The sequence below is a fragment of the Variovorax sp. SG517 genome, assembly GCF_013376045.1.
GTDB lineage: Bacteria > Pseudomonadota > Gammaproteobacteria > Burkholderiales > Burkholderiaceae_C > Variovorax.
In genome coordinates this window covers 142995-167390 of record NZ_JABMJG010000008.1, presented here as the reverse complement: position 1 = coordinate 167390, position 24396 = coordinate 142995, and the positions used below count along the sequence as shown (strand labels likewise).

Genomic DNA, 24396 nt, shown 5'->3' with positions numbered 1-24396 from the left:
GGGGCAAGGGCGAAGCTTCTGACGCGTCAGATCGCGCAGCCGTCCGGCCCGCATGCGTTGGGCTCCGCGGAGGGCGACTGCGGCGGCGCGACGAACGCGCCGAGCTGGGCCTTCCACTCTTCCGCACGGCCGAGCCATGGGCCGATGTCGATGCGGCCGGCGCTACCGTCGGGCTGCACGAGCACGAAGGTCGGAAAGCCTTGGCCGCCCGCGCGCTGCAGGAACTGGCGGCTCTCGGCGATGTGGCGCGAGGTGGCTTCGCCCGACTGGCGCTCGAAGGCCGATGCGAAGGCTTGCGCATCGAAGCCGAGCTCGGCGGCGATCGCCTTCAGCACTTCCACGTCGGCGATGCGGCGGCCGTCGACATAGTGCGCGCGCTGCAGGGCGTGGATCATGTCCAGCCCGCCGCCGGGGCGCAACGACTCGGCCGCCAGGACGGCGGTGGTCGGCGGCTCGGAATCCATCACCGCGCCGGTGTCGCGCAGCAGCCCCTCGAAGTAGCGCTCGCCGAAGGGCTGGCCGGTCATCTCGGCGATGCGGTGGTCGTGCGGCATCACGTAGTCGCGCCACTGAGGCGTGATGGCGCGGCGGTTGGCGCCGGTCATCATGCCGCCGCCGTGGAACTCGACCTTCAGGCCCGGCACCTCGCGCGCCGCGTCGACCAGGGACGCGGCGGCGTAGCACCAGCCGCACAGCGGGTCGAAGATGTAGTGCAGCGTCGTGCCATTGCTCACGGCGTCGTTCATTGCGGCCATTTCATTTCTCCTTTGATCACCTTCGCGCCGAGTTCCAGCGACGATGCATCTTCCAGTTTCGGATAGCGCTTCTTCATAGCGGCGATGAGCGCGGTCGAGTCCTTGGCCTTCGCAGCCTCGGCCTCGAAGGCCTTGAGGTAGTCGCGCGTGAACTTCACCGACGCGAGCGAGTAAGGGTCACTGCCGTTCGCGTTCGGCAGGTAGTGGCCGGGCACCACGGTCTTCGGATGCAGCGCCTCGATGCGGCCCAGCGTCCTGATCCAGTCGCGGCGCGATTCGGGCGTCTGCGTGTCGGCCACCCACACGTGGATGTTGGCCGACACCGGAATGCCGCCGACGACCGCCTTCAGCGAGGGAATCCACGCGAAGCTGCGTTCGGGCGTGGGGCCGTCGAGGCCGACGACCTGGATCTTGCGGCCCTCGAGCTCGATGCTGTCGCCGGCCAGCGGCTGCGGCACCACCAGCGCCTTGGGCGCGTTGTCCTTCAGGATCGGGCCCCAGTGCGCGAGCTTGCCGTCCTTGGAGGCCTGGATGGCGGCCACGGTCTGCGGCGTCGCGACGATCTTCGCGTCGGGGAAGGCGGCCTGGATCACGTCGAGGCCGAAGTAGTAGTCGGGGTCGCTGTGGCTGATGTAGACGGTGGTGAGCTTCTTGCCCGTGGCCTTGATCTTCTGCACCAGCGCCTCGGCGTCGTTGCGCTGGAACTGGGCGTCGATCAGCACCGCGTCGGCCTGGCCGGTGACGATCTCGGAGGAGACGGGGAACATCGACTTCGCGCCGGGGTTGTACACGTCGAGCTTGAGCGCCGGGGCAGTCTCGGCAGCTTGGGCGGAGAGGCTGAAACCGAGGGCGAGAGCGGAAGCGATGAGGGTTCTGCGGAACATGGTGGCGGGCTTTCTCTGTGTGATTCGACTGGGTGGATGGGTGACAGCGCTGAATGCCACGAATGTTAGGTTGCGCGAATAGAAACAAAAACCTGACGATCCACAACGAATAGTTTCCGAATCCGGTCGAATCAGTCGGTGGCACGCCGCTCCAGATGCGCCACCAGCAACTGCGCCGAGGGCGACAGCTCCGTGCCGCCCCGGAAGCAGATCGCGAAGCGCCGCCGCGCCCACGGGTCGGTCAGCGGCATCAGCCGCAGCCCGAAGGTCTGGGCGAACGGGCGCGCCACCTCCGCCGGCACCACGCTGATCGCCAGCCCGGCGCGCACCACGCGCAGCGCCGCGTCGAAGTTCGACACCAGCACCCGGTAGACCAGCGGCTTGCCCGCCACCGCCGCCTCGCGCGCGAGCATCAGCTGCACGGCGCTGAGAGCCGGCATGCCGACGAATTCGTGGTCGAGCACCTGCTCGAAGCGCACGCTCTCGCGCTGCGCCACCGGATGCGAAGGGTGCGCCACGATGGCGAGGTGGTCGCTGCGGTAGTCCCGCCGCTCCAGGCCCTCGAGGTCGGCTGCGTCCCAGCACAGGCCGATGGAGGCGCTGCCCTCGCGGATGCCGCGCACGATCTCGGGGCTCACGCGCTCTTCCATGTCGACGCGGATGTTGCGGTGCGCCGGGTCCTGCAGGAAGTCGGCCACGTCCTCGGCCAGCGACTCTGCCATGACCGAGGCCGAGGCCAGGATGCGCACGTGCCCGCGCACGCCGCCGGCATACGCGGCCATGTCGCGCTCGATGCGGTTCACGCTGCCGAGCATTGCGCGGGCGTGCTCCAGCAGCGTTTCTCCAGCCGGGGTGGGCACCACGCCCCGGCGCTTGCGCAGCAGCAGCGGCGTGCCGACGGTTTCCTCCAGCTGGGCCAGCCGCTTGCTGATGGCCGAGCCGACGATGCTGGCCTGCTCGCCGGCGCGCGCGATGCTGCGCGTTTCGCAGACGGCGACGAAGAGGCGCAGGGTGGTGAGGTCGAGATCTCGCATGATGTTCCGTTCTGGAATCAGATGGCTTCCAAAATATACCTTCTGAGTCGAATTGGAACTCCTACCATCGATGCCCTGGCCCACATCACCCAGCATCACCACGGAGACAAGACTTGATTCACGCCTTCCTGCCGCCGCGCGCGGTCGTCCGCGAAGTGGGCCTGCGCGACGGCCTCCAGAGCATCGCGCGCGTGCTCTCCACCGAACACAAGCTCGAATGGATCCGTGACGCGCACGCCGCCGGCCAGCACGAGATCGAGGTCGGCTCCTTCGTGCCGGCGCGCCTGCTGCCGCAGCTGGCCGACACGGCCGAACTGCTGGCGTATGCGAAGACGCTGCCCGGGCTCTTCGCCTCGGTGCTCGTGCCCAACCTCAAGGGGGCCGAACGTGCCATCGAGGGCGGCGCCGACCTCGTGATGGTGCCGCTGTCGGCCAGCCACGCACACAGCCTGGCCAACCTGCGCAAGACGCCTGACGAGGTGGTCGCCGAGGTCGGCCGCATCCGCGCGGCGCGCGATGCCGCGGGCTCGAAGACGCTGATCGACGGCGGCGTGGGCACGGCCTTCGGCTGCACGCTTCAGGGCCACGTCGATCCCGACGAGGTGCTGCGGCTGATGCAGGCGCTGCTCGACGCCGGCGCCGACCGCGTGAGCCTCGCCGACACCGTGGGCTATGCCGATCCGGCGATGGTGCGCAGCCTGTTCGAGCGCGCGCTGCGCATCGCGGGCGACCGGCTGTGGTGCGGCCACTTCCACGACACGCGCGGCATGGGGCTCGCGAACGCGTATGCCGCGCTCGAAGTCGGCATCACCCGCTTCGACGCCTGCCTCGCCGGCATCGGCGGCTGCCCGCATGCGCCCGGCGCCAGCGGCAACGTCGACACCGAAGACCTGGTCTTCATGCTCGAGAGCATGGGCGTGGCGACCGGTGTCGACCTGCCGAAGCTGCTCGACCTGCGCAGCCGCGTGGCCGGCTGGCTCGAAGGCGAGACGCTGCAGGGCACCGTGTGGCGCGCGGGCTTTCCGAAGACTTTCACGCCCACGGAAGGCATCGCGGCATGAGCACGAGCGATACGCAAGCCAGGCGCCTGCCGCTCGCGGGCATCCGCGTGGTCGAGTTCACGCACATGGTGATGGGGCCGACCTGCGGCATGGTGCTGGCCGACCTGGGCGCGGAGGTCATCAAGGTCGAGCCCATCGATGGTGACCGCACGCGGCACCTGCTGGGCGCGGGCGCGGGCTTCTTCCCGATGTTCAACCGAAACAAGAAGAGCATCGCGCTCGACCTGCGCAATCCGCAGGGGCTCGAAGCCGCGCTGCGCCTGTGCGTGAGCGCCGACGTGGTGGCGCAGAACTTCAAGCCCGGCACCATGGACAAGTACGGCCTGGGCTACGCCGCGCTGGGCAAGCTCAATCCGCGTCTCGTGTACGTGGACCACGCGGGCTTCCTGCCCGGCCCCTACGAGCACCGCACCGCTCTCGACGAGGTGGTGCAGATGATGGGCGGCCTCGCCTACATGACGGGCCGCCCCGGCGATCCGCTGCGGGCCGGCACCAGCGTGAACGACATCATGGGCGGCATGTTCGGCGCCATCGGCGCGATCGCCGCGCTGATGCAGCGCATGCAGACCGGCAAGGGGCAGGAGGTGAAGTCGGCGCTTTTCGAGAACAACGTGTTCCTCGTCGGCCAGCACATGCTGCAGTACGCCATCACCGGCCAGGCGGCCGCGCCGATGCCCGAGCGCATCTCGGCCTGGGCGCTGTACGACGTGTTCACAGTGAAGGACGGCGAGCAGATCTTCCTGGCCGCAGTGAGCGACGCGCAGTGGAAGACCTTCTGCGACGCGCTCGGCTTCGACGACCTCAAGTCCGACCCGGCGCTGGCCACCAACAACGACCGCGTGCGCATGCGCCCCACGCTGCTGGCCGACCTGCGCCAGCGCCTCGCGCAGCGCCCGGCGGCGGAGCTGTCGGCGATCTTCGAGGCGAAGGGCCTGCCGTTCGCGCCGATCACGCGGCCCGAGGACCTCTACGCCGATCCGCACCTCAAGGCCACGGGCGGCCTCGCCGACATCCGCCTGCCCGACGGTGACCGCGCCGGGGAGATGGCGCAGACCACGCTGTTCCCGATCACGCTGGGCGGCGAGCGCCTGGGCGTGCGGCTGCATCCGCCGACGCTGGGCGAGCACACCCGCGAGCTGCTGGCGGAACTGGGCTATGGGCGTGAGCAGATCGACGAACTGCATGCGAGGTCGGCCGTGGCCTAGCGAGACGCCTGCCGCCTTTTCCAGAAACATAAAGAAGAGAGACAAGACCATGACGAACGACACGCTTTCCCTGAAGATGAACCGCCGCACGCTGCTCGGCCTCGGCGCCAGCGCTGCCGCGGTGGCCGCATGCCCCGCGCTCGCGCAGGGCTCCGACAAGCCCATCCGCCTGATCCTGCCGATCAGCGCCGGCTCGGGCGTGGACACCATCGCGCGCGCCGCGGCGCCTGCGCTGGGCAAGGCCTTCGGCCAGCCGGTGGTGATCGAGAACCTGCCAGGCGCCGGCGGCATCACCGGCGCGGCGGCCATCGTCAAGGCGGCGCCGGACGGGCTCACGCTGGGCATGGTGTCGAACAACCACGTCATCAACCCGGCGGTGTTCAGGAAGATGCCGTTCGACGCGATCAACGACATCACGCCGATCAGCGTGGTGGGCGCGACGCCCCTGGTGCTGCTGGCCAACCCGAAGCTGCCGGCGAAGAACGTGCCCGAGCTGGTCGCGCTGCTGCGCGCGAAGCCGGGCGCCTACAACTACGCCTCGTCGGGCAACGGCACCATCCTCCATCTCGCGGGCGAGATGTTCATGGACGAGGCCGGCGTGAAGGCGCGGCACATCCCGTACAAGGGCACCGGGCCGATGGTGACCGACATGATCGGCGGGCAGGTCGAGCTGGGTGTGGTGGCGCTGCCGGCGGTGCAGCAGCACATCAGGAGCGGCACGCTGCGCGCCATCGGCCTGTGCGGTGCGCAGCGCTCGCCGGCCGCGCCGGACGTTGCGACCATCGCCGAGCAGGGCCTGCCCAACTACGCGGTGGAAGGCTGGTTCGCCGTGATCGGCCCGGCGAAGATGCAGCCGGCCGATGTGCTTCGCGTGCACGACGCGGTAGTCGCCGCGTTCAACAGCGCCGAGGTGCGCGAGGCGATGGACAAGCAGGGCAACGTCGTCAGGCCGACGACGTCGGAGCAGGCCGCGAGCTACTTCCGCAGCGAGGCCGCGCGCTATGCGGCGCTGGTGAAGAAGGCGAACGTCGTCGTGGAATGAAGGATCGGCTCCTTCCCCCGGGAGGGGAGGGAGAAAACGCGCGTTCTATGCCGGCGCCACCGCGCGGTAGAGCGCACGCACGAAGTCCGACTGCGTGATCATTCCCGCGAGGCGTTTTTCGCCGTCGATGATCGGAATGTGGTGGTGCCCGCCCTCGGAGAACAGCGGCACCAGGTCGACCACGGGCCGGTCGGCGCTGGCCACGCGCACCTGGCGCGTCATGATCTGGCCGACCACCTCGGGCTTGTTCGACATCACCGTGCGGGTGGCGCGGATCAGGTCGCGCAGCTTGGCCGCGATGCCCTCGTGGTGCTGCAGGTCGAGCTGGCGGAAGAAGTCGGCCTGCGTGACGATGCCCACCACGCGGCGCGTGCGGTCGGTGACGGGCAGGGCCTTGATGCGGCGCTCGTGCATCAGCGCCCAGGCCTCCTGCAGCGGCGTGCCGAACTCCACCGAGATGGGTTGCTTCGACATGATGTCTGCGCAGCTCAGCGTGCCCAGGCGCCGCTTGTACGACTCCAGCTCGGTCTCGCGGATCAGCGATTCGAGGTCGTCGCGGCTGATGTCGAGCACCTGGTTGTAGCGCGCAAGCACGGCGTCGATGTCGGCCTGGCTGAAGCGCGCGTCCGAGCCCGGCGGGCGCGGCGCCACCTGCACGTGCGGGTAGCGCCGTCCGGTCAGCGTGTTGTAGGCCACGCCCGCAAGCACCAGCAGCAGCGAGTTGGTGAAGAAGGGAAAGAGCGCCGACGAGAAATGCGTGGTGTGCGTCAGCACCGCCAGCAGCGCCGCGGCGCCGCCGGGCGGATGCAGGCAGCGCGCGCTGAACATCAGGCCGATGGCGCCCGCCACGGCGACGGCTGCGGCCAGCTCGGGACTCGGAATCCAGTTGGCCGCCGCGATGCCCACCACCGCCGACAGCGTGTTGCCGCCGATCACCGACCAGGGCTGCGCCAGCGGACTCGCCGGCACCGCGAACACCAGCACGGCGCTCGCGCCCAGCGGCGCGATCAGCCAGACCGATGCATGCAGGGGACCAGCCAGCCAGTGCGACAGCAGCGCAGCGAGCAGCAGGCCGATGCCCGCGCCCACCACGGCGCGCAGCCGCTCGCGCGCATCGACGGTGGTGCGGCCCGGCAGCCAGGCCCGCGCGTGGGTGAGGAGGGCGTCGAAGCGCATGCTCGTTCTCAGCCCTCGTGCGCCACCTTCCGGCCGATGTCGGGCCAGCGGTCATGCAGCCACACCCAGGCGACCAGGCCGATGCCCAGCATGCCCATGGAGGTCAGCGCCAGCGCGAGCGTGGAATGCATCACCAGCGGCGCCACCGCGCCGGCCACGATGCCGTTGGCCGTGGAGCCGATCACCGCCTGCAGCGACGAGGCCATGCCGCGGCGCTCGGGGTGCAGGTCGAGCACCAGCAGCGTGACCACCGGCACCATCAGCGCCCAGCCGAAGGCGAACACCGCCAGCGGCCACAGCGCCCACGCCACGTGCGCCTGGAAGAAGGTGTTGGCCACCACGTTGACCACCGAGGTGGTCAGCATGATCACGAAGCCGTCGCGGATCTGCCGCTTGGGCGCCACCTTGCCGGCCATGCGCCCGCTGGCGCGCGCGCCGAGCATGATGCCGCCGATCGTCAGCAGGAAGAACCAGAAGAACTGCTGCGGCTGCAGCGCCAGGTGATCGCCCAGGAATGCCGGCGCGGCCAGCACGTAGAGGAACATGCCGTTAAAGGGCACGCCGCTGGCAAAGGCAAGCAGCAGGAAGCGCGGGTCGGAGCACAGGTCCCAGTAGCCGCGCATCAGGTGCCGCACCTGGAAGGGCTGGCGGTGGTCCTTGTGCAGCGTCTCGGGCAGCAGCTTGTAGTTGGCCGCGAACAGCACCACGCCCACAGCCACCAGGAACCAGAACACCGCGTGCCAGCCCGCATGCACGAACAGGAAGCCGCCCACGATGGGCGCGATGGCCGGCGCCACGCCGAAGTAGATCGTCACCTGGCTCATCACCCGCTGCGCCTCGGCCGGCGGGAACATGTCGCGGATCACCGCGCGCGAGACCACGATGCCCGCGCCGGTCGACAGGCCCTGCAGCCCGCGGAACAGCACCAGCTGCGTGATGTTCTGCGAGAGCGCGCAGCCCAGCGAGGCCAGCGTGAACACCGCCAGCCCCCACAGCACCACGGGGCGGCGGCCGAAGCTGTCGGACAGCGCACCGTGGAACAGGTTCATGAACGCAAAGCCGAAGAGGTAGGCCGAGAGCGTCTGCTGCATCTCGGCCGGCGTCGCGCCGATGGAGCGCGCAATGCCCGAGAAGGCCGGGATGTAGGTGTCGATGGAGAAGGGCCCGAGCATGCCCAGCACGGCGAGCAGCACGGCAAGCGCCCAGCGCGGGGCCTGCCAGAGTTTGTCTGCGTCGGGATTCATGGTGAGGGTTGCTCCATTCTTCTTATTGCAAGTACCGCAGGTATTGCGAGTACCAAAAAAGAAAGCGCCCTTGCGGGCGCCTCCTCGTCGGGGAAATACCGGGAGACCGGATCAGAGCGTATCAATAAAGCTGCGCAGCTTGTCCGAACGCGACGGATGCTTGAGCTTGCGCAGGGCCTTCGCCTCGATCTGGCGGATGCGCTCGCGGGTCACGTCGAACTGCTTGCCGACTTCTTCCAGCGTGTGGTCCGTGCTCATCTCGATGCCGAAGCGCATGCGCAGCACCTTGGCCTCGCGCGGCGTGAGGGAGTCGAGGATGTCCTTGACCACGTCGCGCAGGCCGGCCTGCATCGCGGCCTCGATGGGGGCCGTGTTGCTGCTGTCCTCGATGAAGTCGCCCAGGTGCGAATCGTCGTCGTCGCCGATGGGGGTTTCCATCGAGATCGGCTCCTTCGCGATCTTCATGATCTTGCGGATCTTGTCTTCCGGGATCTCCATCTTCGCGGCCAGGATGCCGGCGTCGGGCTCGAAGCCGAACTCCTGCAGATGCTGGCGCGAGATGCGGTTCATCTTGTTGATCGTCTCGATCATGTGCACCGGGATGCGGATGGTGCGCGCCTGGTCGGCGATCGAGCGGGTGATGGCCTGGCGGATCCACCACGTCGCGTAGGTCGAGAATTTGTAGCCGCGACGGTATTCGAACTTGTCGACAGCCTTCATCAGGCCGATGTTGCCTTCCTGGATCAGGTCGAGGAACTGCAGGCCGCGGTTCGTGTACTTCTTGGCGATGGAGATCACGAGGCGCAGGTTGGCCTCGATCATTTCCTTCTTGGCGTCGCGCGAGGACGATTCGCCCTCGTTCATGCGCTTGTTGATGTCCTTCAGCTCCGACAGCGGCACCACCACGCGCGACTGGATGTCGGCGAGCTTCTGCTGCAGTTCCTGCACCGGCGGAATGTTGCGCGCGAGCACGGCGCTCCACGGCTTGCCGGCGGCGGCCTGCTTCTCGACCCACTTCAGGTTCAGCAGGTTGGAGGCGACGCGGTTGCCGTTCTTGTCGAAGCCGCTGAAGTCGCGGATGAACTCGTCCTGCGGGAAGCCGCACTTGTCCACGATGATGCGGCGCAGCTCGCGTTCCTTCTTGCGCACGTCGTCCACCTGCGTGCGCACCAGGTCGCACAGCTTCTCGATGGTGCGGGCGGTGAAGCGGATGGTCATCAGCTCGTCCGACAGGGCCTGCTGGGCCTTGGCGTAGGCGGGCGTGCCGTAGCCTTCCTTGTCGTAGATCTTGTGGACCTTCTCGAACAGCTCGGCGATGCGGTCGAAGCGCGAGAGGGCCTCGTTCTTGAGCTCTTCCAGCTTCTTGGTCAGGGCCTTGGAGCCGCCCTTGCCGTCGTCGTCGTCTTCCTCGTCGAATTCGTCGAAGTCTTCCTCGGCCACGTAGTCGTCGGCCTCGTTGGGGTTGGAGAAGCCGTCGACGATGGTCGAGATGACGACCTTGCCTTCACGGATCTCGCCGGCCAGGCGCAGGATCTCGGCGATGGTGGCGGGGGAGGCCGAGATGGCCTCCATCATGGCCATCAGGCCGCCTTCGATGCGCTTGGCGATCTCGATTTCGCCTTCGCGCGTCAGCAGCTCGACCGTGCCCATCTCGCGCATGTACATGCGCACCGGGTCGGTGGTGCGGCCGAATTCGCTGTCCACCGTGGAGAGAGCCGCTTCGGCTTCTTCCTCTGCTTCTTCCACCGTGGTGGCGGTGGGCGCGGTGTTGTTCAGCAGCAGGGTCTCGGCGTCGGGCGTCTGCTCGTACACCGCCACGCCCATGTCGTTGAGCATGGTGACCACGACTTCCATGGTCTCGGCGTCGACCAGCTTGTCGGGCAGGTGGTCGGAGATTTCGCCGTGCGTGAGGTAGCCGCGGGTCTTGCCCAGCGTGATCAGGGTCTTCAGGCGAGAGCGGCGCTTGGCCAGGTCTTCCTCGGAGAGCACGGTCTCGTCGAGGCCGAACTCCTTCATCAAGGCGCGTTCCTTCGCCTTGCTGATCTTCATGCGAAGCGGCTTGACCTTCTCTTCGGTTGCCGTGGCAGCCGCGGGCTCGTCACCCGCCAGATCGTCCTCGATGTCCGACAGGTCGACGTCGCTCTCGGGGGCTTCCTTGTCGGCCTTGGGCTTGCGGCCACGCTTGGCGCCGGTGGTGGACGAGGCGGCGCCGGCGGCCTTGGGCGGGCGGCCGACCTTCTTGGCGGCCGGAGCGGCTGCCTTCTTGGGATCTTCGAGGGAGGTCGATTTCGTGGGCACGGTTTTCACTTTCGTAGCGGCGGCCGATTTGGATGCGGCGGCGGCCGTCTTGGTTGCCGGTTTCGCACCGGCTTTCAACGGTTTTTCTGTTGCGGGCTTGGTGGCGACGCTTTTGGCAAGTGAAGGAGCAGGCTTCTTTGAACTGGGCATACGACCTCGTTACGACAAGAAAAGACAAGCGGAATCACAGGCGCACCGCCACGCGGACGGCGCCACCGAGCCCGTGCACAGGCACGGACTGGAAACAAATGGGAAAGAGGAAGTGATTCCTCAACAGGCAAGATGTCGGGCGAACATTTGGTGTGCAGTCCTTGCGGTTATTGGCCCTTTCCGCCGGAATCTACCGTTGGAGTGCGTTGCGCTAGGGGCCGGCCCGGAGGTGCTGCTGTCGCTCTTGCCTAATTTCGCCAGTTGCGAAGCCCTACATTATAGCGTGTTGCGCAAATTTCAAGCAGTTTCTGATCCCGATGCGCGCAACCGGGCGCGCAATTCGAGCCGTCTTGCCTGAATTGCCCTGAAACGGTCCGGTGCATCCGGGTCTTTCCCGAAAGCAGCAATTGCCTCGCTTTCCTGCTTTTTCAAGAGTTCCTCGAGCATGAAGTCGAGCACGCTGGCGAGTTCGCGGGCGGCATCGGCGAGGTGTTGCGCTTCTTCGCCTTCCGGAATCGGTCCGGCTTCGGCCACGGACATCAGCCGCTCGGCCAGCGGTTCGAATTCGAGCCCGCGCATGCCTTCGCGCAAGGCCGCCCAGGGCTGGACGCCGTGCTCGTGCAACTGGCTGTCGAGCCAGGTGAAGAGGGCGCCGTGCTGGCCCGGCAGGTCGCACAGCATCACGTGGAGCTCATGCGAGAGCGCCTCCCACTGGGCCATGTTCGATAGCAGCAGCCGCACCGCCACGTCGGGACGGCTCGGCGGCGCGCCGCGCCCGCGCAGGGGCTCGATGGGTTCCTCGAACTTGCCGCCCCAGCGCTTGCCGCCCTTGCCCGTGAACTTGCGCTGCTGGAACTTGGGCTTGCTATCGCTTTCATAGCGTGGCGGCTCATAGTCCTGCGGCGGAGGCATGTCCGGGTAGTAGTCGTCTGCGCCAGCGTCGCCGTAGCCCGGGGGCTCGTCATGGCGCCGCTGCTGCGCGGGCGCGCCGCCGGCCTTGCGCGGACCGGGCGTGGAGGCCCACAGCTCCGACAGCGCGGACGCGTCGAGTTGGACCAGCGTCGCGATCTCGCTCAGCAGCTGCCGCTTGAGCGCGCCGTCGGGCATCGCGCTCCAGAGCGGGCGCACGTTGCTCGTCATGTGTGCGCGGCCCTCGGCGGTGGTCAGGTCGCAGCCTTCGCGGGCGGCCTCGATCATGAAGCGCGACAGCGGCGTGGCCTCGGCGACGAAGCGCGCGAAGGCCTCGGCGCCGTGCTCGCGGATGAAGCTGTCGGGGTCGTGCTCCGCCGGCAGGAACAGGAACTTGATGCTGCGCACGTCGGTGGCATAGGGCAGGGCCCCGTCGAGCGCCTTGCGCGCGGCGCGGCGGCCGGCGGCGTCGCCGTCGAAGCTGAACACCACCGATTCGGTGAAGCGGAAGAGCTTCTGCACGTGTTCCGTGGTGCAGGCCGTGCCCAGCGTGGCCACCGCGTTCGGAAAGCCGAGCTGCGCCAGCGCCACCACGTCCATGTAGCCCTCGGTGACCAGCGCGTAGCCCTTGTCGCGGAAGGCCGCGCGGGCCTCGTAGAGGCCGTAGAGCTCGCGGCCCTTGCTGAAAACCGGCGTCTCGGGCGAATTCAGGTACTTGGGCTTTTCGTCGCCCAGCACGCGGCCGCCGAAGCCGATGCATTCGCCCTTCACGTTGCGGATGGGGAACATCACGCGGTCGCGGAAGCGGTCGTAGCGCTTGGCTTCCTCGTCGCTGAGCTTGCCTTCCTCGTTGTTGACGATCACCAGGCCGCTCTCGGCGAGCAGGGGGTCGTCGTAGTCGGGGAACACGCTCGCCAGGGCGCGCCAGCCGGCCGGCGCATAGCCGATGCCGAACTGCTTGGCCACCTCGCCCGAGACGCCCCGGCCCTTCAGGTATTCGATGGCACCGGGGGCCTGCCGCAAGTGCTTGCGATAGGCGTCGCCGGCCTTTTCGAGCACGTCGGTCAGTGTGGCCTGCTTCTGGCGCTGGCTTGCGGCACGGGCGCGCTCGGCGGGGGAGACGTCATCTTCGGGCACCTGCATGCCGTATTGGCCGGCAAGATCGTGCACCGCCTCGACGAAGCCCATGCCCGCGTGTTCCATCAGGAAGCCGATGGCGTTGCCATGCACCCCGCAGCCGAAGCAGTGATAGAACTGCTTGGTCGGGCTGACGGAGAAGGAGGGCGATTTCTCGCCGTGGAACGGGCACAGCCCCATGAAATTGGCGCCGGCCTTCTTGAGCTGCACATAGCGGCCGACGATCTCGACCACATCGGCGCGCGCGATGAGTTCCTGGATGAATGAAGCGGGGATAGTCATGTAGGCGAAGAGCGGCAAATCATACGCAAGCAGCCGAAGGTTCACCGCTGGGCGGCATACTGAAAGCGACCGGAATCCACGCATGACGACGCCCAAACCGCTGCAACACGTCGCGCCGCTGCTGCGCCACCCCCTCAGATTCTTCTGGGATGCCCTCAAGGAATTCCGCGCCAACCAGGGCCTGCTGCTCGCGGGCGCGGTGGCGTACTACGCGCTGCTGTCCATCGTGCCGCTGCTGATCGTGAGCGTGATCGCGCTGTCGCACGTCATCGAACAGGCCGAGCTGCTGCGCACCATCGGGCGGTACCTCGAATGGCTGCTGCCGGGGCAGTCGAAGGCGATCGTGGCGGAGCTGTCGAGCTTCCTGGACCACCGCGACGTGCTCGGGCCGGTGCTGCTGGTGACGATGATCTTCTTCAGCTCGCTGGCCTTCAGCGTGCTCGAAAGCGCGATGGCGGTGATCTTTCATCACCGCAAGGCCGATCACAAGCGGCACTTCCTGGTGTCCGTGGCCATGCCCTACGTCTATATCCTGTGCCTGTGCGTGGGGCTGCTGCTGGTCACGCTGGTGTCGGGGGCGCTGCAGCTGGTGGGGCAGGAAAGCGTCGACCTGCTGGGGCGCAGCTGGTCGTTGTCGGGCGTCTCGGGGCTGCTGCTGTACCTGCTGGGGCTGGGCGGCGAGATCTTCATGCTGACCTCGCTCTACCTCGTGATGCCGGCCGGGCGCATGTCGCTGCGGCATGCGCTGCTGGGCGGCGTGACGGCCGCGCTGCTTTGGGAGGCCACGCGGCGCGTGCTGATCTGGTACTTCTCGACGCTGTCGCAGGTGAACGTGGTCTACGGTTCGCTCACCACCGCCATCGTCGTGCTGCTGAGCCTGGAGATCGCGGCCACGCTGGTGCTGCTCGGGGCCCAGGTGATCGCGAACTACGAGCGTCTGGACCGCACCGGCAGCACGAAGCTGCCGGAATCCGAAAAAGTCAGCGGGGAGCCAGTCGAATCGCTCCGTCCAGGCGGATCACCTCGCCGTTGAGCATGTCGTTCTCGATGATGTGCTTCGCCAGCTTGGCGTAGTCCTCGGGCGTGCCCAGGCGGGAAGGGAAGGGCACGCTGGCGGCCAGCGCGTCCTGCACTTCCTGCGGCATGCCGAAGAGCATGGGCGTGCCGAAGATGCCGGGGGCGATGGTCATGTTGCGGATGCCGCTGCGCGCGAGGTCGCGGGCGATGGGCAGGGTCATGCCGACCACGCCGCCCTTCGAGGCGCTGTAGGCCGCCTGCCCGATCTGGCCGTCGTAGGCGGCTACGGAGGCGGTGGAAATCAGCACGCCGCGCTCGCCGGTGGATTCGGGCTCGTTTTTGCTCATGGCGTCGGAGGCCAGGCGGATCATGTTGAAGCTGCCGATCAGGTTGACCGTGACGGTCTTGCTGAAGGTAGCCAGCGCGTGCGGGCCGTTCTTGCCCACCGTCTTCTCGGCTGGCGCGATGCCGGCGCAGTTGACGAGGCCGACCAGCTTGCCGAGCTTGAGGGCTGCCGCCACGGCCGCCTGGCCGTCGGCTTCCTGGCTCACGTCGCACTTGACGAACACGCCGCCGATTTCCTTGGCAACGGCCTCGCCCTTTTCAGCCTGCATGTCGGCGATCACCACCTTGGCGCCATTGGCGGCCAGCATGCGCGCCGTGCCTTCGCCGAGGCCCGAAGCGCCGCCGGTCACGATAAAAACCTTGCCATCGATCTGCATTGAAGTCTCCTGAGATGAGCCCTTCATTATCGAAGACGCGAAGCACAGGCCAGGAACACCGCGGAACCGGCTTCGCCGGGCCGCAGGTGTTGCCCCCGGCAGGGGGTGGGCGAAGCGACACGAAGTGCGCGCAGCGTGGGGGCGAGCAACAGGTATAAAAAAAGGCCTCATCCGAGGATGAGGCCCTGAATTGGATCCGTGAGGACCCAAGGAGACAACTGGTGGTGGTCGGTTGCTTAGCGCTTGCGCGAAGCGGTAGCGGTCTTGGCAGCGGCGACGGCTTGGGTCGACACGGCGTTGAAGTTGGCTTCGGCGACGTCCGATGCCTGCTTGACGGCCTTTTGCACCGATTCGAAAGCGTTGTTGGCGGCAGCCACGGCGCTCTTCAGGACGGCAACGGCGGTTTCCGAACCGGCGGGAGCGTTCTTGGAAGCGCTGTCGACCAGGCCGACAAAGGCTTGCTGGGCTTCGGTCGCCTTGGCTTCGAAAGCCTTGGTGAATTCGGCGCCGGTGCCTTGGGCGATGTCGTACAGGTGACGGCTGTAGGCGGCGGTCTTCTCGGCCAGGGGCTGGAACAGGCTGGCTTGCAGCGTCAGCAGTTCTTGTGCGTCCTTCACGCTCAGGGCGGCCTGGGCGGTGTTCTGGGCTTCGGTCAGGGCGGCCTTCGAAGCGGTCACGTTCAGTTCGACGAGCTTCTCGACGCCTTCGAAAGCCTTGGTGGTCAGGCCGAAGAGGGTTTCGAGGTTTGCTTTTTGAGCGGCGAGGATTTGGTCAGCGGTCAGGGCCATTTGGGATCTCCAGAAGGGATGATTGAGTGGTCGGTTCACGTTGCGCTGTCTCGCCGTCAATGTTGCGGTGCAGCATGGGCTCAAGTATAGGCAGCTGAGATTTGCGATCAAGCGGTTTTTGTTGCTCTGCAGCAATTTAGAAGCCGCCTTCTAAATTCGGCTGCGGGCGGGTCTCCAAGGTGGCTTTCCGCCTCGGAAGCCGCTGGCAAAATGCCGCGCGATGAGCGCCCCGACCCCCAAGCCCACCCCCCACGCGCGCAGCGGCTATCGCGCATTCCGCAGCATTCCGACGCGCTGGGCCGACAACGACATGTACGGCCACGTCAACAACGTCGTCTACTACAGCTGGTTCGACACGGCGGTGAATGCGCTTCTGATCGAGCGCGGCGCGCTGGACATCCACCAGGGCCAGATCATCGGCTTCGTGGTGGAGACGCAGTGCAACTACTTCGCGCCGATCGCCTTCCCCCAGACGGTGGAGGCGGGGGTGCGGGTCGCCCAGGCGGGGCGCTCGAGCGTGAGATACGAGATCGCGCTCTTCGCCGAGGGCTCCGATACCGCGGCGGCGCAGGGCCATTTCATCCACGTCTACGTGGACCGTGCCACTCAGCGCCCGGTGCCGCTGCCGCAGGCGCTGCAGCAGGTGGTCGATTCGCTCAAGGCCTGAGAGCGCAACGAAACGGTCAACGAAAGACGGCGCCCGAGGGCGCCGTCGATTACGTAAAAGCCCGGAGGGGCGTTACATGGTTTTCTTCATGGCCTTGATCTCGGCCTTGCCCTGGGCTTCGTCAGCCTTGGCCTGCTTCTCGCAGGCGGTCTTGGCCTCGCCCTTCTGGTCGTCGCACTTTTCCTTCGCGACTTCGTAGGCGGCCTTCACCTTTTCCTCGGCCACCTTGCGGGCGTGGCTGTCGCTGGGCTGGTATTGCTGCTCCAGCTCGGCCTTGGCAACGTCTTCCTTGCCCTTGGCTTCCTTCATGCAGACGTCCTTGGCGTTGTCCTTCATCGTGTCGCACTGGGTCTTGGCGACCTTGTAGTCGGCTTCGATCTTTTCCTTGGCGACCTTGTATTCGTCCTTGGTCATGGCACTGGCCTGGGTAGCGACGAAACAGGTGGATGCGAGGGCCAGCATGAGAAGGTGCTTTTTCATGGGATGTTCTCCTTCGAGGATTGGATGGATCGGATTGGCAGGGGAGTCAGGGGATGTCCGACAGCGCTCAGTTGCGCTCGAACCAGAGCGCGTCCGGCGAGCGGCCGTCACGCGATTCCCAGTCCTTGACCTGCTTCTCGGCTTCGTCGCGGCTGATGCCGTGGCGTTCCTGGATGCGGCCGAGCAGCTGGTCGCGCTTGCCGGCGATGACGTCGAAGTCGTCGTCGGTCAGCTTGCCCCACTGCTCCTTGACCTTGCCCTTGAGCTGCTTCCAGTTGCCTTCGATGGTGTCCTTGTTCATGCGAATCTCCTTTGGGACTGTTGATCCGGCGGGCTGTGTCCGCCGCCGTGAAAGCAATGTGGCTTCAACGATTCGCCCTGCCGGTAGGACGTGCTGTTCGGCCCCCGTAGGCAGAGGCCGACGCGCGCCGTGATAATCGAACGGCCGCCGAAAGATTGAGACAACGCGCCCAGCACCATGATCATTCACAGCCTGCTCGACACCGACCTCTACAAGTTCACGATGATGCAGGTGGTCCTGCACCACTTCCCGGGGGCCAGGGTCGAGTACCGCTTCAAGTGCCGCAACCCCGGCGTCGACCTCGCCCAGTTCGCCGGGCAGATTCGCGAAGAGGTGCGCGGGCTGTGCTCGCTGCAGTTCCGCGACGCCGAACTGGCCTACCTGCGCTCCATGCGCTTCATCAAGAGCGACTTCGTCGACTTCCTCGGGCTCTTCAGGCTCAACGAGAAGTACATCAACATCATTCCCCAGCCCTCGGGCGAGCTCGAGATCCGCATCAAGGGGCCGTGGCTGCACACCATCCTGTTCGAGATTCCGGTGCTGGCCATCGTCAACGAGGTCTACTTCCGCAACACGCAGAAGAACCCCAATTTCCAGGAAGGCCGCCGCCGGCTCGAGACCAAGATCGCCCAGCTGCAGGAAGCCGGCCTCGGCGACCTGAAGATCGCCGACTACGGCACGCGCCGGCGCTTCTCCAAGGACTGGCACGAAGAGGTGCTGCGAACCGCCGCCGCGCGCCTGGGCGCCGTCACCTCGCCGCCGGTGCAGGCGCCGCCCGGCGCGCGGCTGCCGCAGCTGGCGGGCACCAGCAACGTGCTGTACGCCATGAAGCTCGGCATGATCCCGCTGGGCACCATGGCGCACGAATACCTGCAGGCCTGCCAGGCGCTCGGCCCGCGGCTGCGCGACAGCCAGATCTTCGGCTTCGAGAGCTGGGCGCGCGAGTACCGCGGCGACCTGGGCATCGCGCTGTCCGACGTGTACGGCATGAGCGCCTTCCTGCGCGACTTCGACCTGTACTTCTGCAAGCTCTTCGATGGCGCCCGCCACGACAGCGGCGACCCCTTCGTCTGGGGCGAGCGCATGCTGGCGCACTACATCGCCAACCGGGTCGACCCGCGCACCAAGACGCTGATCTTCAGCGACGGCCTCACGGTGCCGCGCACCATCGAGCTCTACCAGCAGTTCCGCGGCCGCTGCCAGCTGGCCTTCGGCATCGGCACCAACCTCACCAACGACCTGGGCTACGAGCCGCTGCAGATCGTCATCAAGATGATCGAGTGCAACGGCCAGCCGGTGGCCAAGCTGTCGGACACGCCTTCCAAGAACATGTGCGAGGACGAGAAGTACCTGGCCTACCTGCGCCAGGTCTTCGAGATCGAACAACCCCCGGCGTGAAGGCTGTACTGACCTGTCTGGTACGGTACGGCCTCCCCATGCAGAAAAAGACCCGACCGAAGGCGGCCGCGCTGCCGCTGCTGTTCCTGTTTCCCGCCCTGGCCTCGGCCGCCGAATTCGACGGCGGCAGCCTCTCGCCGCTGTGGGGCGTGCCCTTCGCGGGCATCCTGCTGTCGATCGCGCTGCTGCCGCTGCTTGCGCCGGCCTTCTGGCACCACCACTACGGCAAGGTCTCGGCCGCCTGGGCGCTGGCTTTCCTGCTGCCCTTCGCGGCGAACTTCGGCGTGGGCTTTGCGGGCGTGCAGTTCGTGCATGCGCTGGTGGCCGAGTACATCCCGTTCATCATCCTGCTGACCGCGCTCTTCACCGTGGCCGGAGGCATCCACATCCGCGGCAACCTGCGCGGCGCGCCGGGGCTGAACACGGCCATTCTTGCCATCGGCGCGGTGCTGGCGAGCTTCATGGGCACCACGGGCGCCTCGATGCTGCTGATCCGGCCGCTGATCCGCGCCAACGACGACCGCGTGCACAAGGTGCACGTGATAGTGTTCTTCATCTTCATCGTGTCGAACGCGGGCGGTGCGCTCACGCCGCTGGGCGACCCGCCGCTGTTCCTGGGCTTCCTGAAGGGCGTGGGCTTTTTCTGGACGGCGCAGAACATCCTTTGGGAAACGCTCTTCATCCTGGCCGTGCTGCTCGTGCTCTTCTACGCGATCGACCGCCACTACTACCGCAAGGAAGGCGTGCTGCCGGTCGACCCCACGCCCGACACGCCGGGCGGCATCGGCTTCGACGGCGCCGCCAACTTCTGGCTGCTGGGCGGCGTGGTCGCGCTGGTGCTGCTCAGCGGCTTCTGGAAGTCGCCGGTGGTCTTCGACGTCTTCGGCACCGAGGTCGGCCTGCCGGGGCTGGTGCGCGACGTCGGGCTGCTGCTGATCGCCGTGGTCTCGTACAAGCTCACCTCGCCCAAGGTGCACGCCGACAACCAGTTCGAATGGGGCCCGATGGCCGAGGTGGCCAAGCTCTTCGCGGGCATCTTCCTGACCATCATCCCTGTGATCGCGATGCTGAAGGCGGGCACGCAGGGGCCGTTCGGCGCCGTCGTCTCGGCCGTGACCCGCGCCGACGGCCAGCCCGATCCGGCGATGTACTTCTGGGCCACCGGCGTGCTGAGCTCCTTCCTGGACAACGCGCCGACCTACCTCGTGTTCTTCAACACCGCGGGCGGCGATCCGGCGGCGCTCATGACCACCTACGCGAGCACGCTCGCCGCCATCTCCGCCGGCGCCGTGTTCATGGGCGCCAACACCTACATCGGCAACGCGCCGAACCTCATGGTCAAGGCCATCGCCGAGAGCCGCGGCGTGCGCATGCCGAGCTTCTTCGGCTACATGGCGTGGTCGTGCGCGATCCTGGTTCCGCTGTTCGTCCTGTCCACCTTCCTCTTCTTCCGCTGAGAGACAAACCCACCATGAGCAAGCCCAAGATCCTGGTCGCGCGCGCGATCTTTCCCGAGACCATCGAACGCCTGTCGCAGCATTTCGAGGTCGAGTCGAACCAGTCGGACGAGAGCTGGACCAAGGAGCAGCTGATCGCCAAGCTGCAGGGCAAGCAGGGCGCCTTCACCACCGGCAGCGAGCGCATCGACGCCGCGGTGCTCGACGCCTGCCCCGACCTGAAGATCTGCGCCAACATGGCCGTGGGCTACAACAACTTCGACGTCGACGCCATGGCCGCGCGCGGCGTGCTCGGCACCAACGCGCCCGACGTGCTGACCGAGACCACGGCCGACTTCGGCTTCGCGCTGCTCATGGCCACGGCCCGCCGCATCGCCGAGAGCGAGCATTTCCTGCGCGCCGGCAAGTGGCAGAAGTGGAGCTACGACATGTTCGCGGGCTCCGACATCCACGGCTCCACGCTCGGCATCATCGGCATGGGCCGCATCGGCCAGGGCATCGCCAAGCGCGGCGCGCACGGCTTCGGCATGAAGGTGGTCTATCACAACCGCTCCAGGCTCGACGCGGCGCTCGAGGCCGAATGCAAGGCCAGCTACGTGGGCAAGGAAGAGCTGCTGAAGACGGCCGACCACGTGGTGCTGGTGGTGCCTTACTCGCCGGCCTCGCACCACACCATCGGCGCGGCCGAGATCGCGCTGATGAAGCCGACCGCCACGCTCGTCAACATCGCCCGCGGCGGCATCGTCGACGATGCGGCGCTGGCCGTGGCGCTGCGCGAGAAGCGCATTGCAGCCGCCGGCCTCGACGTGTTCGAGGGCGAGCCCAAGGTGCATCCCGACCTGCTGACCGTGCCCAACGTGGTGCTCACGCCGCACATCGCCAGCGCCACCGTGCCCACGCGCCGCGCCATGGCCGATCTCGCGGCGGACAACCTCATCGCGTACTTCGGCGGCCAGGGCCCGCTGACGCCCGTTACGCCGGTTCCGGCGGCCGGCAAGTAAGTAGCAAGCAGAACAAGAGGGCGCACGCGGACCTTGGACCCATCGCTGATCCTCGTCGGACTCGGAGTACTCGCACTCATCCAGCTCGTGCTGGTGATCTGGCTGCTCGCGCGCCGCCCACCTCCACCCGACAACGCCGACCTGACCCGCATGCTGGCCACCCTGGGTGCGGCCAACGAGCGCACCGAGCGCGAACTGCGCCGCGAGATCGCGGAAAGCTCGCGCGGCGCGCGCCAGGAGACCGCGCAGGCCTTCGCCACCTTCCAGCAGGCGCTGGTGCAGCAGGGCGCCGAGGCCACGCGCACGCAGAACGCGCAGCTCGACGCCTTCGCGCTGCAGCTCGCCTCGCTGCAGAAGACGCTGGCCGACACGCTCAACAACCAGCTGCAGGGGCTGAGCGAGTCGAACGCGCGGCGCCTGTCGGAAGTGCGCGCCACCATGGAAGCGCAGCTCGCGCAGCTGCAGCAGACCAACGCCGCCAAGCTCGACGAGATGCGCAAGACCGTCGACGAGAAGCTGCAGACCACGCTGGAGGCGCGCCTCGGCGAGAGCTTCAGGCAGGTGGCCGAGCGGCTCGAGCAGGTGCACAAGGGCCTGGGCGAGATGCAGACGCTGGCCGTGGGCGTCGGCAGCCTGCAGCGCGTGCTGACCAACGTGAAGACGCGCGGCATGTTCGGCGAGGTGCAGCTCGAGGCGCTGCTCGAGCAGGTGCTCACGTCCGAGCAGTACGCCAGGCAGATCGAGACCAAGCCGCGCAGCGGGCAGCGCGTGGATTTCGCCATCCGCTTCCCGGGCCGCGGCGACGACGGCGCGCCGGTGTGGCTGCCGATCGATGCCAAGTTTCCGCGCGACGACTACGAGCGGCTCATCGACGCGCACGAACGCGCCGACGCCGCGGGCGTCGAGCTTGCGGCGAAGGCGCTGGAGGCGCGCATCCGCACCGAGGCCAAGTCGATCGCCGACAACTACCTCGCGGCGCCGCACACCACCGATTTCGCGATCCTGTTCCTGCCGGTGGAAAGCCTCTACGCCGAAGTGCTGCGCCGTCCCGGCCTGATGGACGCGCTGCAGCGCCAGCACCGGGTGACGCTGGCTGGCCCGACCACCTTGCTCGCCATGCTGAATAGCCTGCACATGGGCTTCCGCACGCTGGCGCTGGAGCGGCAGGCGTCGGAGGTCTGGAAGGTGCTGGGCGCGGTGAAGACCGAGTTCGAGCGCTACGGCGAATGGGTCGCCCGCATCAAGGAGCAGGTGGCCAAGGCCTCCGACACCATCGACAAGGCCGACACGCGTGCCCGGCAGATGCGCCTGGCGCTGCGCAAGGTCGAGGCACTGCCCGAGGCGCAGGCCCAGGCGCTGCTGCCGCCCACCACCTCCGGCGCTGATGCCGACAACAGCGAGAAAGAAGAGGGCGAGAACTCCCCGTGAAAGGTTCCGAACTGCTGCGTGTGATCGGCGCCCAGGTGTGCCTGCACGCGACCATGGCCGGCATGCGGCTCGCCACGCCGCTGCTGGCGCTTCAACAGGGCTACAGCGCAGCCGCGGTCGGCGTGCTGATCTCGCTGTTCGCGCTCACCCAGGTCTTTCTGGCCCTGCCGGCGGGGCGCTTCGCTGACAGGTACGGCTTCAAGCGGCCGCTGTGGCTTTCCGTGATCGCAGCGGTCGTCGGCGCGGGGCTGGTGGTGATCTTCCCGGTGTTTCCGGTGATGTGCCTCGCGGCGCTGCTGACCGGCGGCGCCACCGGCGCGACGGTGATCGCGCTGCAGCGGCACGTGGGCCGCTCAGCCACCAACCCGACGCAGCTCAAGCGCGTGTTCAGCTGGCTGGCCATCGCGCCGGCCGTGGCCAACTTCGTCGGGCCCTTCCTGGCGGGCATGCTGATCGACCACGCGGGCCGTGCGCCTGCCGACATGCTGGCCTTTCGCATCTCCTTCGGCGTGATGGCGGCGCTGCCCATTCTTTGCTGGCTGCTCGCGCGCGGCGCGCACGAGCAGCCGCCCGCGCCGCCGCTGGCGGGTGCCAAGCCGACGCGCGCCTGGGACCTGCTGCGCGAACCGATGTTCCGGCGCCTGCTGTTCGTGAACTGGCTGCAGTCGTCGAGCTGGGACGTACATGCGTTCGTGCTGCCGATCCTGGGCCACGACCGGGGCATCAGCGCCTCGGTGATCGGCTCGATCCTCGGCGCCTTCGCCATCGCGGCGGCGGCGATCCGCGTGATCCTGCCGGTGATCGCCTCTCGTGCATCAGAGCGCAACGTGATCCTCGCGTCGACGGCGGTCACGGCGCTGGTCTTCGCGGTCTATCCGCTGCTGGATTCGGCCTGGACCATGGGCATCTGTTCGGTGGTGCTCGGCTTCGCGCTGGGTGCGGTGCAGCCGATGGTGATGAGCATGCTGCACCAGATCACGCCGCACGCCCGCCACGGCGAGGCGCTGGGCCTGCGGCTCATGACCATCAACGCGTCGAGCGTGGCGATGCCGATGCTGTTCGGCTCTCTCGGCGCGCTGATCGGCATCGCCGGCGTGTTCTGGGTGGTGGGCGGCGTGGTGGCGATAGGGGCGAGGGCGACCTGGGGGCTGAAGGTCTGATCCGGCGGGCGCGGGGCGCGTAATCCACATCCGGGACACGAGTACTTCCCGTCTCTTTGACAATTTACTGACTCGAAGTCAGTATCCAGCCCTTCATCAATGACCCGAAGGCGAAGATAGATGACCCCGAGCGGCGACATCGCCACGAATCCCCCCGGTGCCGATGGCGAGCTCTCTCAGCGCCGGCGCACCAAGGCCCCCGAGACGCGCGCAGCCGCGCTGATGGAGGCGGCCCAGCGCCTCTTCATCGACAAGGGCATCGCGGCCACGAGCATCGACGACATCGCCGCCGGCGCGCAGGTGGCCAAGGGCACCTTCTATTTGTACTTTCCGTCGAAGGAGGCGCTGCTCGGCGCCCTGCAGCAGCGCTTCGTCGACATCTTCTGCGAGCGCCTGCAGGAGGCCATGGACCGCCAGCGGCCCGGCAACTATCACGCCCGCCTGAAGGCCTGGGTGGAGACGGGGCTCGAGATCTACCTCGACAACGTCGCGCTGCACGACGTCGTCTTCCACGAATACCGCCCCGAAGACCGCCGCATGCGCAACGACAACGCGGTCATCGCTCAGCTGACGGGCTTGCTGAAGCAGGGCGATGGCGCCGGCTTCTGGGACGTGGAGGACGCGACGCTCACGGCCGTGATCCTCTTCAATGCGCTGCACGGCGTGGCCGACGATGCCGTGGCGACGGGGCAGACCGGCGCTTCGGAGCGCAAGCGCCGCGCGCGGGCGCTCACGAGGTTCTTCGAGCAGGCGCTGCATCCCGCGGAGGATGAGGACGACAGCGCCGACTGATGCGACGG

At 67.4% G+C, this 24396-nt stretch carries 22 protein-coding genes and 1 pseudogene; 12 read left to right on the top strand and 11 right to left on the bottom strand.

The window, feature by feature from the left end:
* Positions 1-26 precede the first annotated feature (26 nt).
* The 3 genes and pseudogenes from FHT32_RS24005 to FHT32_RS23995 all read right to left on the bottom strand — a co-directional run bounded on the left by FHT32_RS24005 (position 27) and on the right by FHT32_RS23995 (position 2673).
* Positions 27-755 (bottom strand): DsbA family protein, encoded by a 729-nt coding sequence (locus FHT32_RS24005; protein WP_176667105.1) that lies wholly within the window; start codon positions 753-755, stop codon positions 27-29.
* Positions 749-1639, bottom strand: a pseudogene (locus FHT32_RS24000) (MBL fold metallo-hydrolase); the annotation flags it as partial. The gene FHT32_RS24005 and the pseudogene FHT32_RS24000, both read right to left, overlap by 7 nt.
* Before the next feature lie 131 nt (positions 1640-1770).
* On the bottom strand, positions 1771-2673 hold the full coding sequence (locus FHT32_RS23995) for a LysR family transcriptional regulator (protein ID WP_176667103.1): 903 nt from the start codon (positions 2671-2673) through the stop codon (positions 1771-1773).
* A gap of 113 nt (positions 2674-2786) precedes the next feature.
* Between FHT32_RS23995 and FHT32_RS23990 the strand changes: the two genes are divergently transcribed.
* The 3 genes from FHT32_RS23990 to FHT32_RS23980 are packed head-to-tail and all read left to right on the top strand — an operon-like array spanning position 2787 to position 5981.
* A complete protein-coding gene (locus FHT32_RS23990; RefSeq protein ID WP_176667102.1) occupies positions 2787-3734 on the top strand; it encodes a hydroxymethylglutaryl-CoA lyase in 948 nt (315 codons plus the stop codon).
* Entirely contained in the window at positions 3731-4939 is a 1209-nt protein-coding gene (locus tag FHT32_RS23985) for a CaiB/BaiF CoA-transferase family protein (RefSeq protein ID WP_176667101.1), read from the top strand. The genes FHT32_RS23990 and FHT32_RS23985 overlap by 4 nt, the downstream gene beginning before the upstream one ends.
* A gap of 49 nt (positions 4940-4988) precedes the next feature.
* Positions 4989-5981, top strand: a complete 993-nt coding sequence (locus FHT32_RS23980) for a tripartite tricarboxylate transporter substrate binding protein (RefSeq protein WP_371132247.1) — start codon at positions 4989-4991, stop codon at positions 5979-5981.
* A 45-nt stretch (positions 5982-6026) separates the two neighbouring features.
* Here FHT32_RS23980 and FHT32_RS23975 read toward each other — a convergent pair whose 3' ends face one another.
* The 3 genes from FHT32_RS23975 to rpoD form a co-directional block, all read right to left on the bottom strand.
* Positions 6027-7157 carry an HPP family protein gene (locus FHT32_RS23975; protein WP_176667100.1) on the bottom strand — a complete coding sequence of 377 codons (1131 nt, stop codon included), beginning with the start codon at positions 7155-7157 and terminating at the stop codon, positions 6027-6029.
* An 8-nt stretch (positions 7158-7165) separates the two neighbouring features.
* On the bottom strand, positions 7166-8401 hold the full coding sequence (locus FHT32_RS23970) for a multidrug effflux MFS transporter (protein ID WP_176667099.1): 1236 nt from the start codon (positions 8399-8401) through the stop codon (positions 7166-7168).
* A 111-nt stretch (positions 8402-8512) separates the two neighbouring features.
* On the bottom strand, positions 8513-10699 hold the full coding sequence (gene rpoD, locus FHT32_RS23965; protein ID WP_371132246.1) for an RNA polymerase sigma factor RpoD: 2187 nt from the start codon (positions 10697-10699) through the stop codon (positions 8513-8515).
* Here rpoD and FHT32_RS35480 point away from each other — a divergent pair.
* Positions 10692-11207, top strand: coding sequence for a hypothetical protein (locus FHT32_RS35480; RefSeq protein ID WP_371132245.1), 516 nt, complete (start codon positions 10692-10694; stop codon positions 11205-11207). The genes rpoD and FHT32_RS35480 overlap by 8 nt on opposite strands.
* On the opposite strand, the gene dnaG is transcribed toward FHT32_RS35480, so the two are convergent.
* A complete protein-coding gene (dnaG, locus tag FHT32_RS23960) occupies positions 11147-13177 on the bottom strand; it encodes a DNA primase (RefSeq protein ID WP_176667097.1) in 2031 nt (676 codons plus the stop codon). The two genes, FHT32_RS35480 and dnaG, sit on opposite strands and share 61 nt — an antisense overlap.
* Positions 13178-13259: 82 nt before the next feature.
* Here dnaG and FHT32_RS23955 point away from each other — a divergent pair, with 82 nt between their 5' ends.
* Positions 13260-14210, top strand: coding sequence for a YihY/virulence factor BrkB family protein (locus FHT32_RS23955; protein ID WP_176667096.1), 951 nt, complete (start codon positions 13260-13262; stop codon positions 14208-14210).
* On the opposite strand, the gene FHT32_RS23950 is transcribed toward FHT32_RS23955, so the two are convergent.
* Both FHT32_RS23950 and FHT32_RS23945 read right to left on the bottom strand, forming a co-directional pair.
* The gene (locus FHT32_RS23950) at positions 14158-14916 is read right to left on the bottom strand and encodes a 3-hydroxyacyl-CoA dehydrogenase (RefSeq protein ID WP_176667095.1); all 759 of its coding nucleotides are present in this window, start codon (positions 14914-14916) and stop codon (positions 14158-14160) included. The two genes, FHT32_RS23955 and FHT32_RS23950, sit on opposite strands and share 53 nt — an antisense overlap.
* Before the next feature lie 236 nt (positions 14917-15152).
* On the bottom strand, positions 15153-15704 hold the full coding sequence (locus FHT32_RS23945; protein WP_176667094.1) for a phasin family protein: 552 nt from the start codon (positions 15702-15704) through the stop codon (positions 15153-15155).
* Positions 15705-15924: 220 nt separating this feature from the next.
* On the opposite strand from FHT32_RS23945, the gene FHT32_RS23940 reads away from it, so the two are divergent.
* Positions 15925-16371, top strand: a complete 447-nt coding sequence (locus FHT32_RS23940) for a thioesterase family protein (protein WP_176667093.1) — start codon at positions 15925-15927, stop codon at positions 16369-16371.
* A 72-nt stretch (positions 16372-16443) separates the two neighbouring features.
* Here the strand turns inward: FHT32_RS23940 and FHT32_RS23935 are convergent, their stop codons facing one another.
* Both FHT32_RS23935 and FHT32_RS23930 read right to left on the bottom strand, forming a co-directional pair.
* Positions 16444-16851, bottom strand: coding sequence for a hypothetical protein (locus FHT32_RS23935; RefSeq protein WP_176667092.1), 408 nt, complete (start codon positions 16849-16851; stop codon positions 16444-16446).
* Between the two features lie 67 nt (positions 16852-16918).
* On the bottom strand, positions 16919-17152 hold the full coding sequence (locus tag FHT32_RS23930; protein ID WP_126024924.1) for a CsbD family protein: 234 nt from the start codon (positions 17150-17152) through the stop codon (positions 16919-16921).
* 177 nt (positions 17153-17329) lie between these two features.
* Here FHT32_RS23930 and pncB point away from each other — a divergent pair, with 177 nt between their 5' ends.
* The 6 genes from pncB (at position 17330) to FHT32_RS23900 (ending at position 24388) form a co-directional block, all read left to right on the top strand.
* Positions 17330-18550 carry a nicotinate phosphoribosyltransferase gene (pncB, locus tag FHT32_RS23925; protein WP_093203434.1) on the top strand — a complete coding sequence of 407 codons (1221 nt, stop codon included), beginning with the start codon at positions 17330-17332 and terminating at the stop codon, positions 18548-18550.
* Positions 18551-18588: 38 nt separating this feature from the next.
* The gene (locus tag FHT32_RS23920) at positions 18589-20007 is read left to right on the top strand and encodes a sodium:proton antiporter (RefSeq protein ID WP_176667091.1); all 1419 of its coding nucleotides are present in this window, start codon (positions 18589-18591) and stop codon (positions 20005-20007) included.
* Positions 20008-20021: 14 nt separating this feature from the next.
* Positions 20022-21008 (top strand): D-glycerate dehydrogenase, encoded by a 987-nt coding sequence (locus tag FHT32_RS23915; RefSeq protein ID WP_176667090.1) that lies wholly within the window; start codon positions 20022-20024, stop codon positions 21006-21008.
* Positions 21009-21041: 33 nt separating this feature from the next.
* On the top strand, positions 21042-22436 hold the full coding sequence (locus tag FHT32_RS23910) for a DNA recombination protein RmuC (RefSeq protein WP_176667089.1): 1395 nt from the start codon (positions 21042-21044) through the stop codon (positions 22434-22436).
* On the top strand, positions 22433-23596 hold the full coding sequence (locus tag FHT32_RS23905; RefSeq protein WP_176667088.1) for an MFS transporter: 1164 nt from the start codon (positions 22433-22435) through the stop codon (positions 23594-23596). Before FHT32_RS23910 ends, FHT32_RS23905 begins: the two co-directional genes overlap by 4 nt.
* 120 nt (positions 23597-23716) lie before the next feature.
* Positions 23717-24388 (top strand): TetR/AcrR family transcriptional regulator, encoded by a 672-nt coding sequence (locus tag FHT32_RS23900; protein ID WP_176667087.1) that lies wholly within the window; start codon positions 23717-23719, stop codon positions 24386-24388.
* The last annotated feature ends 8 nt before the right edge of the window (positions 24389-24396 follow it).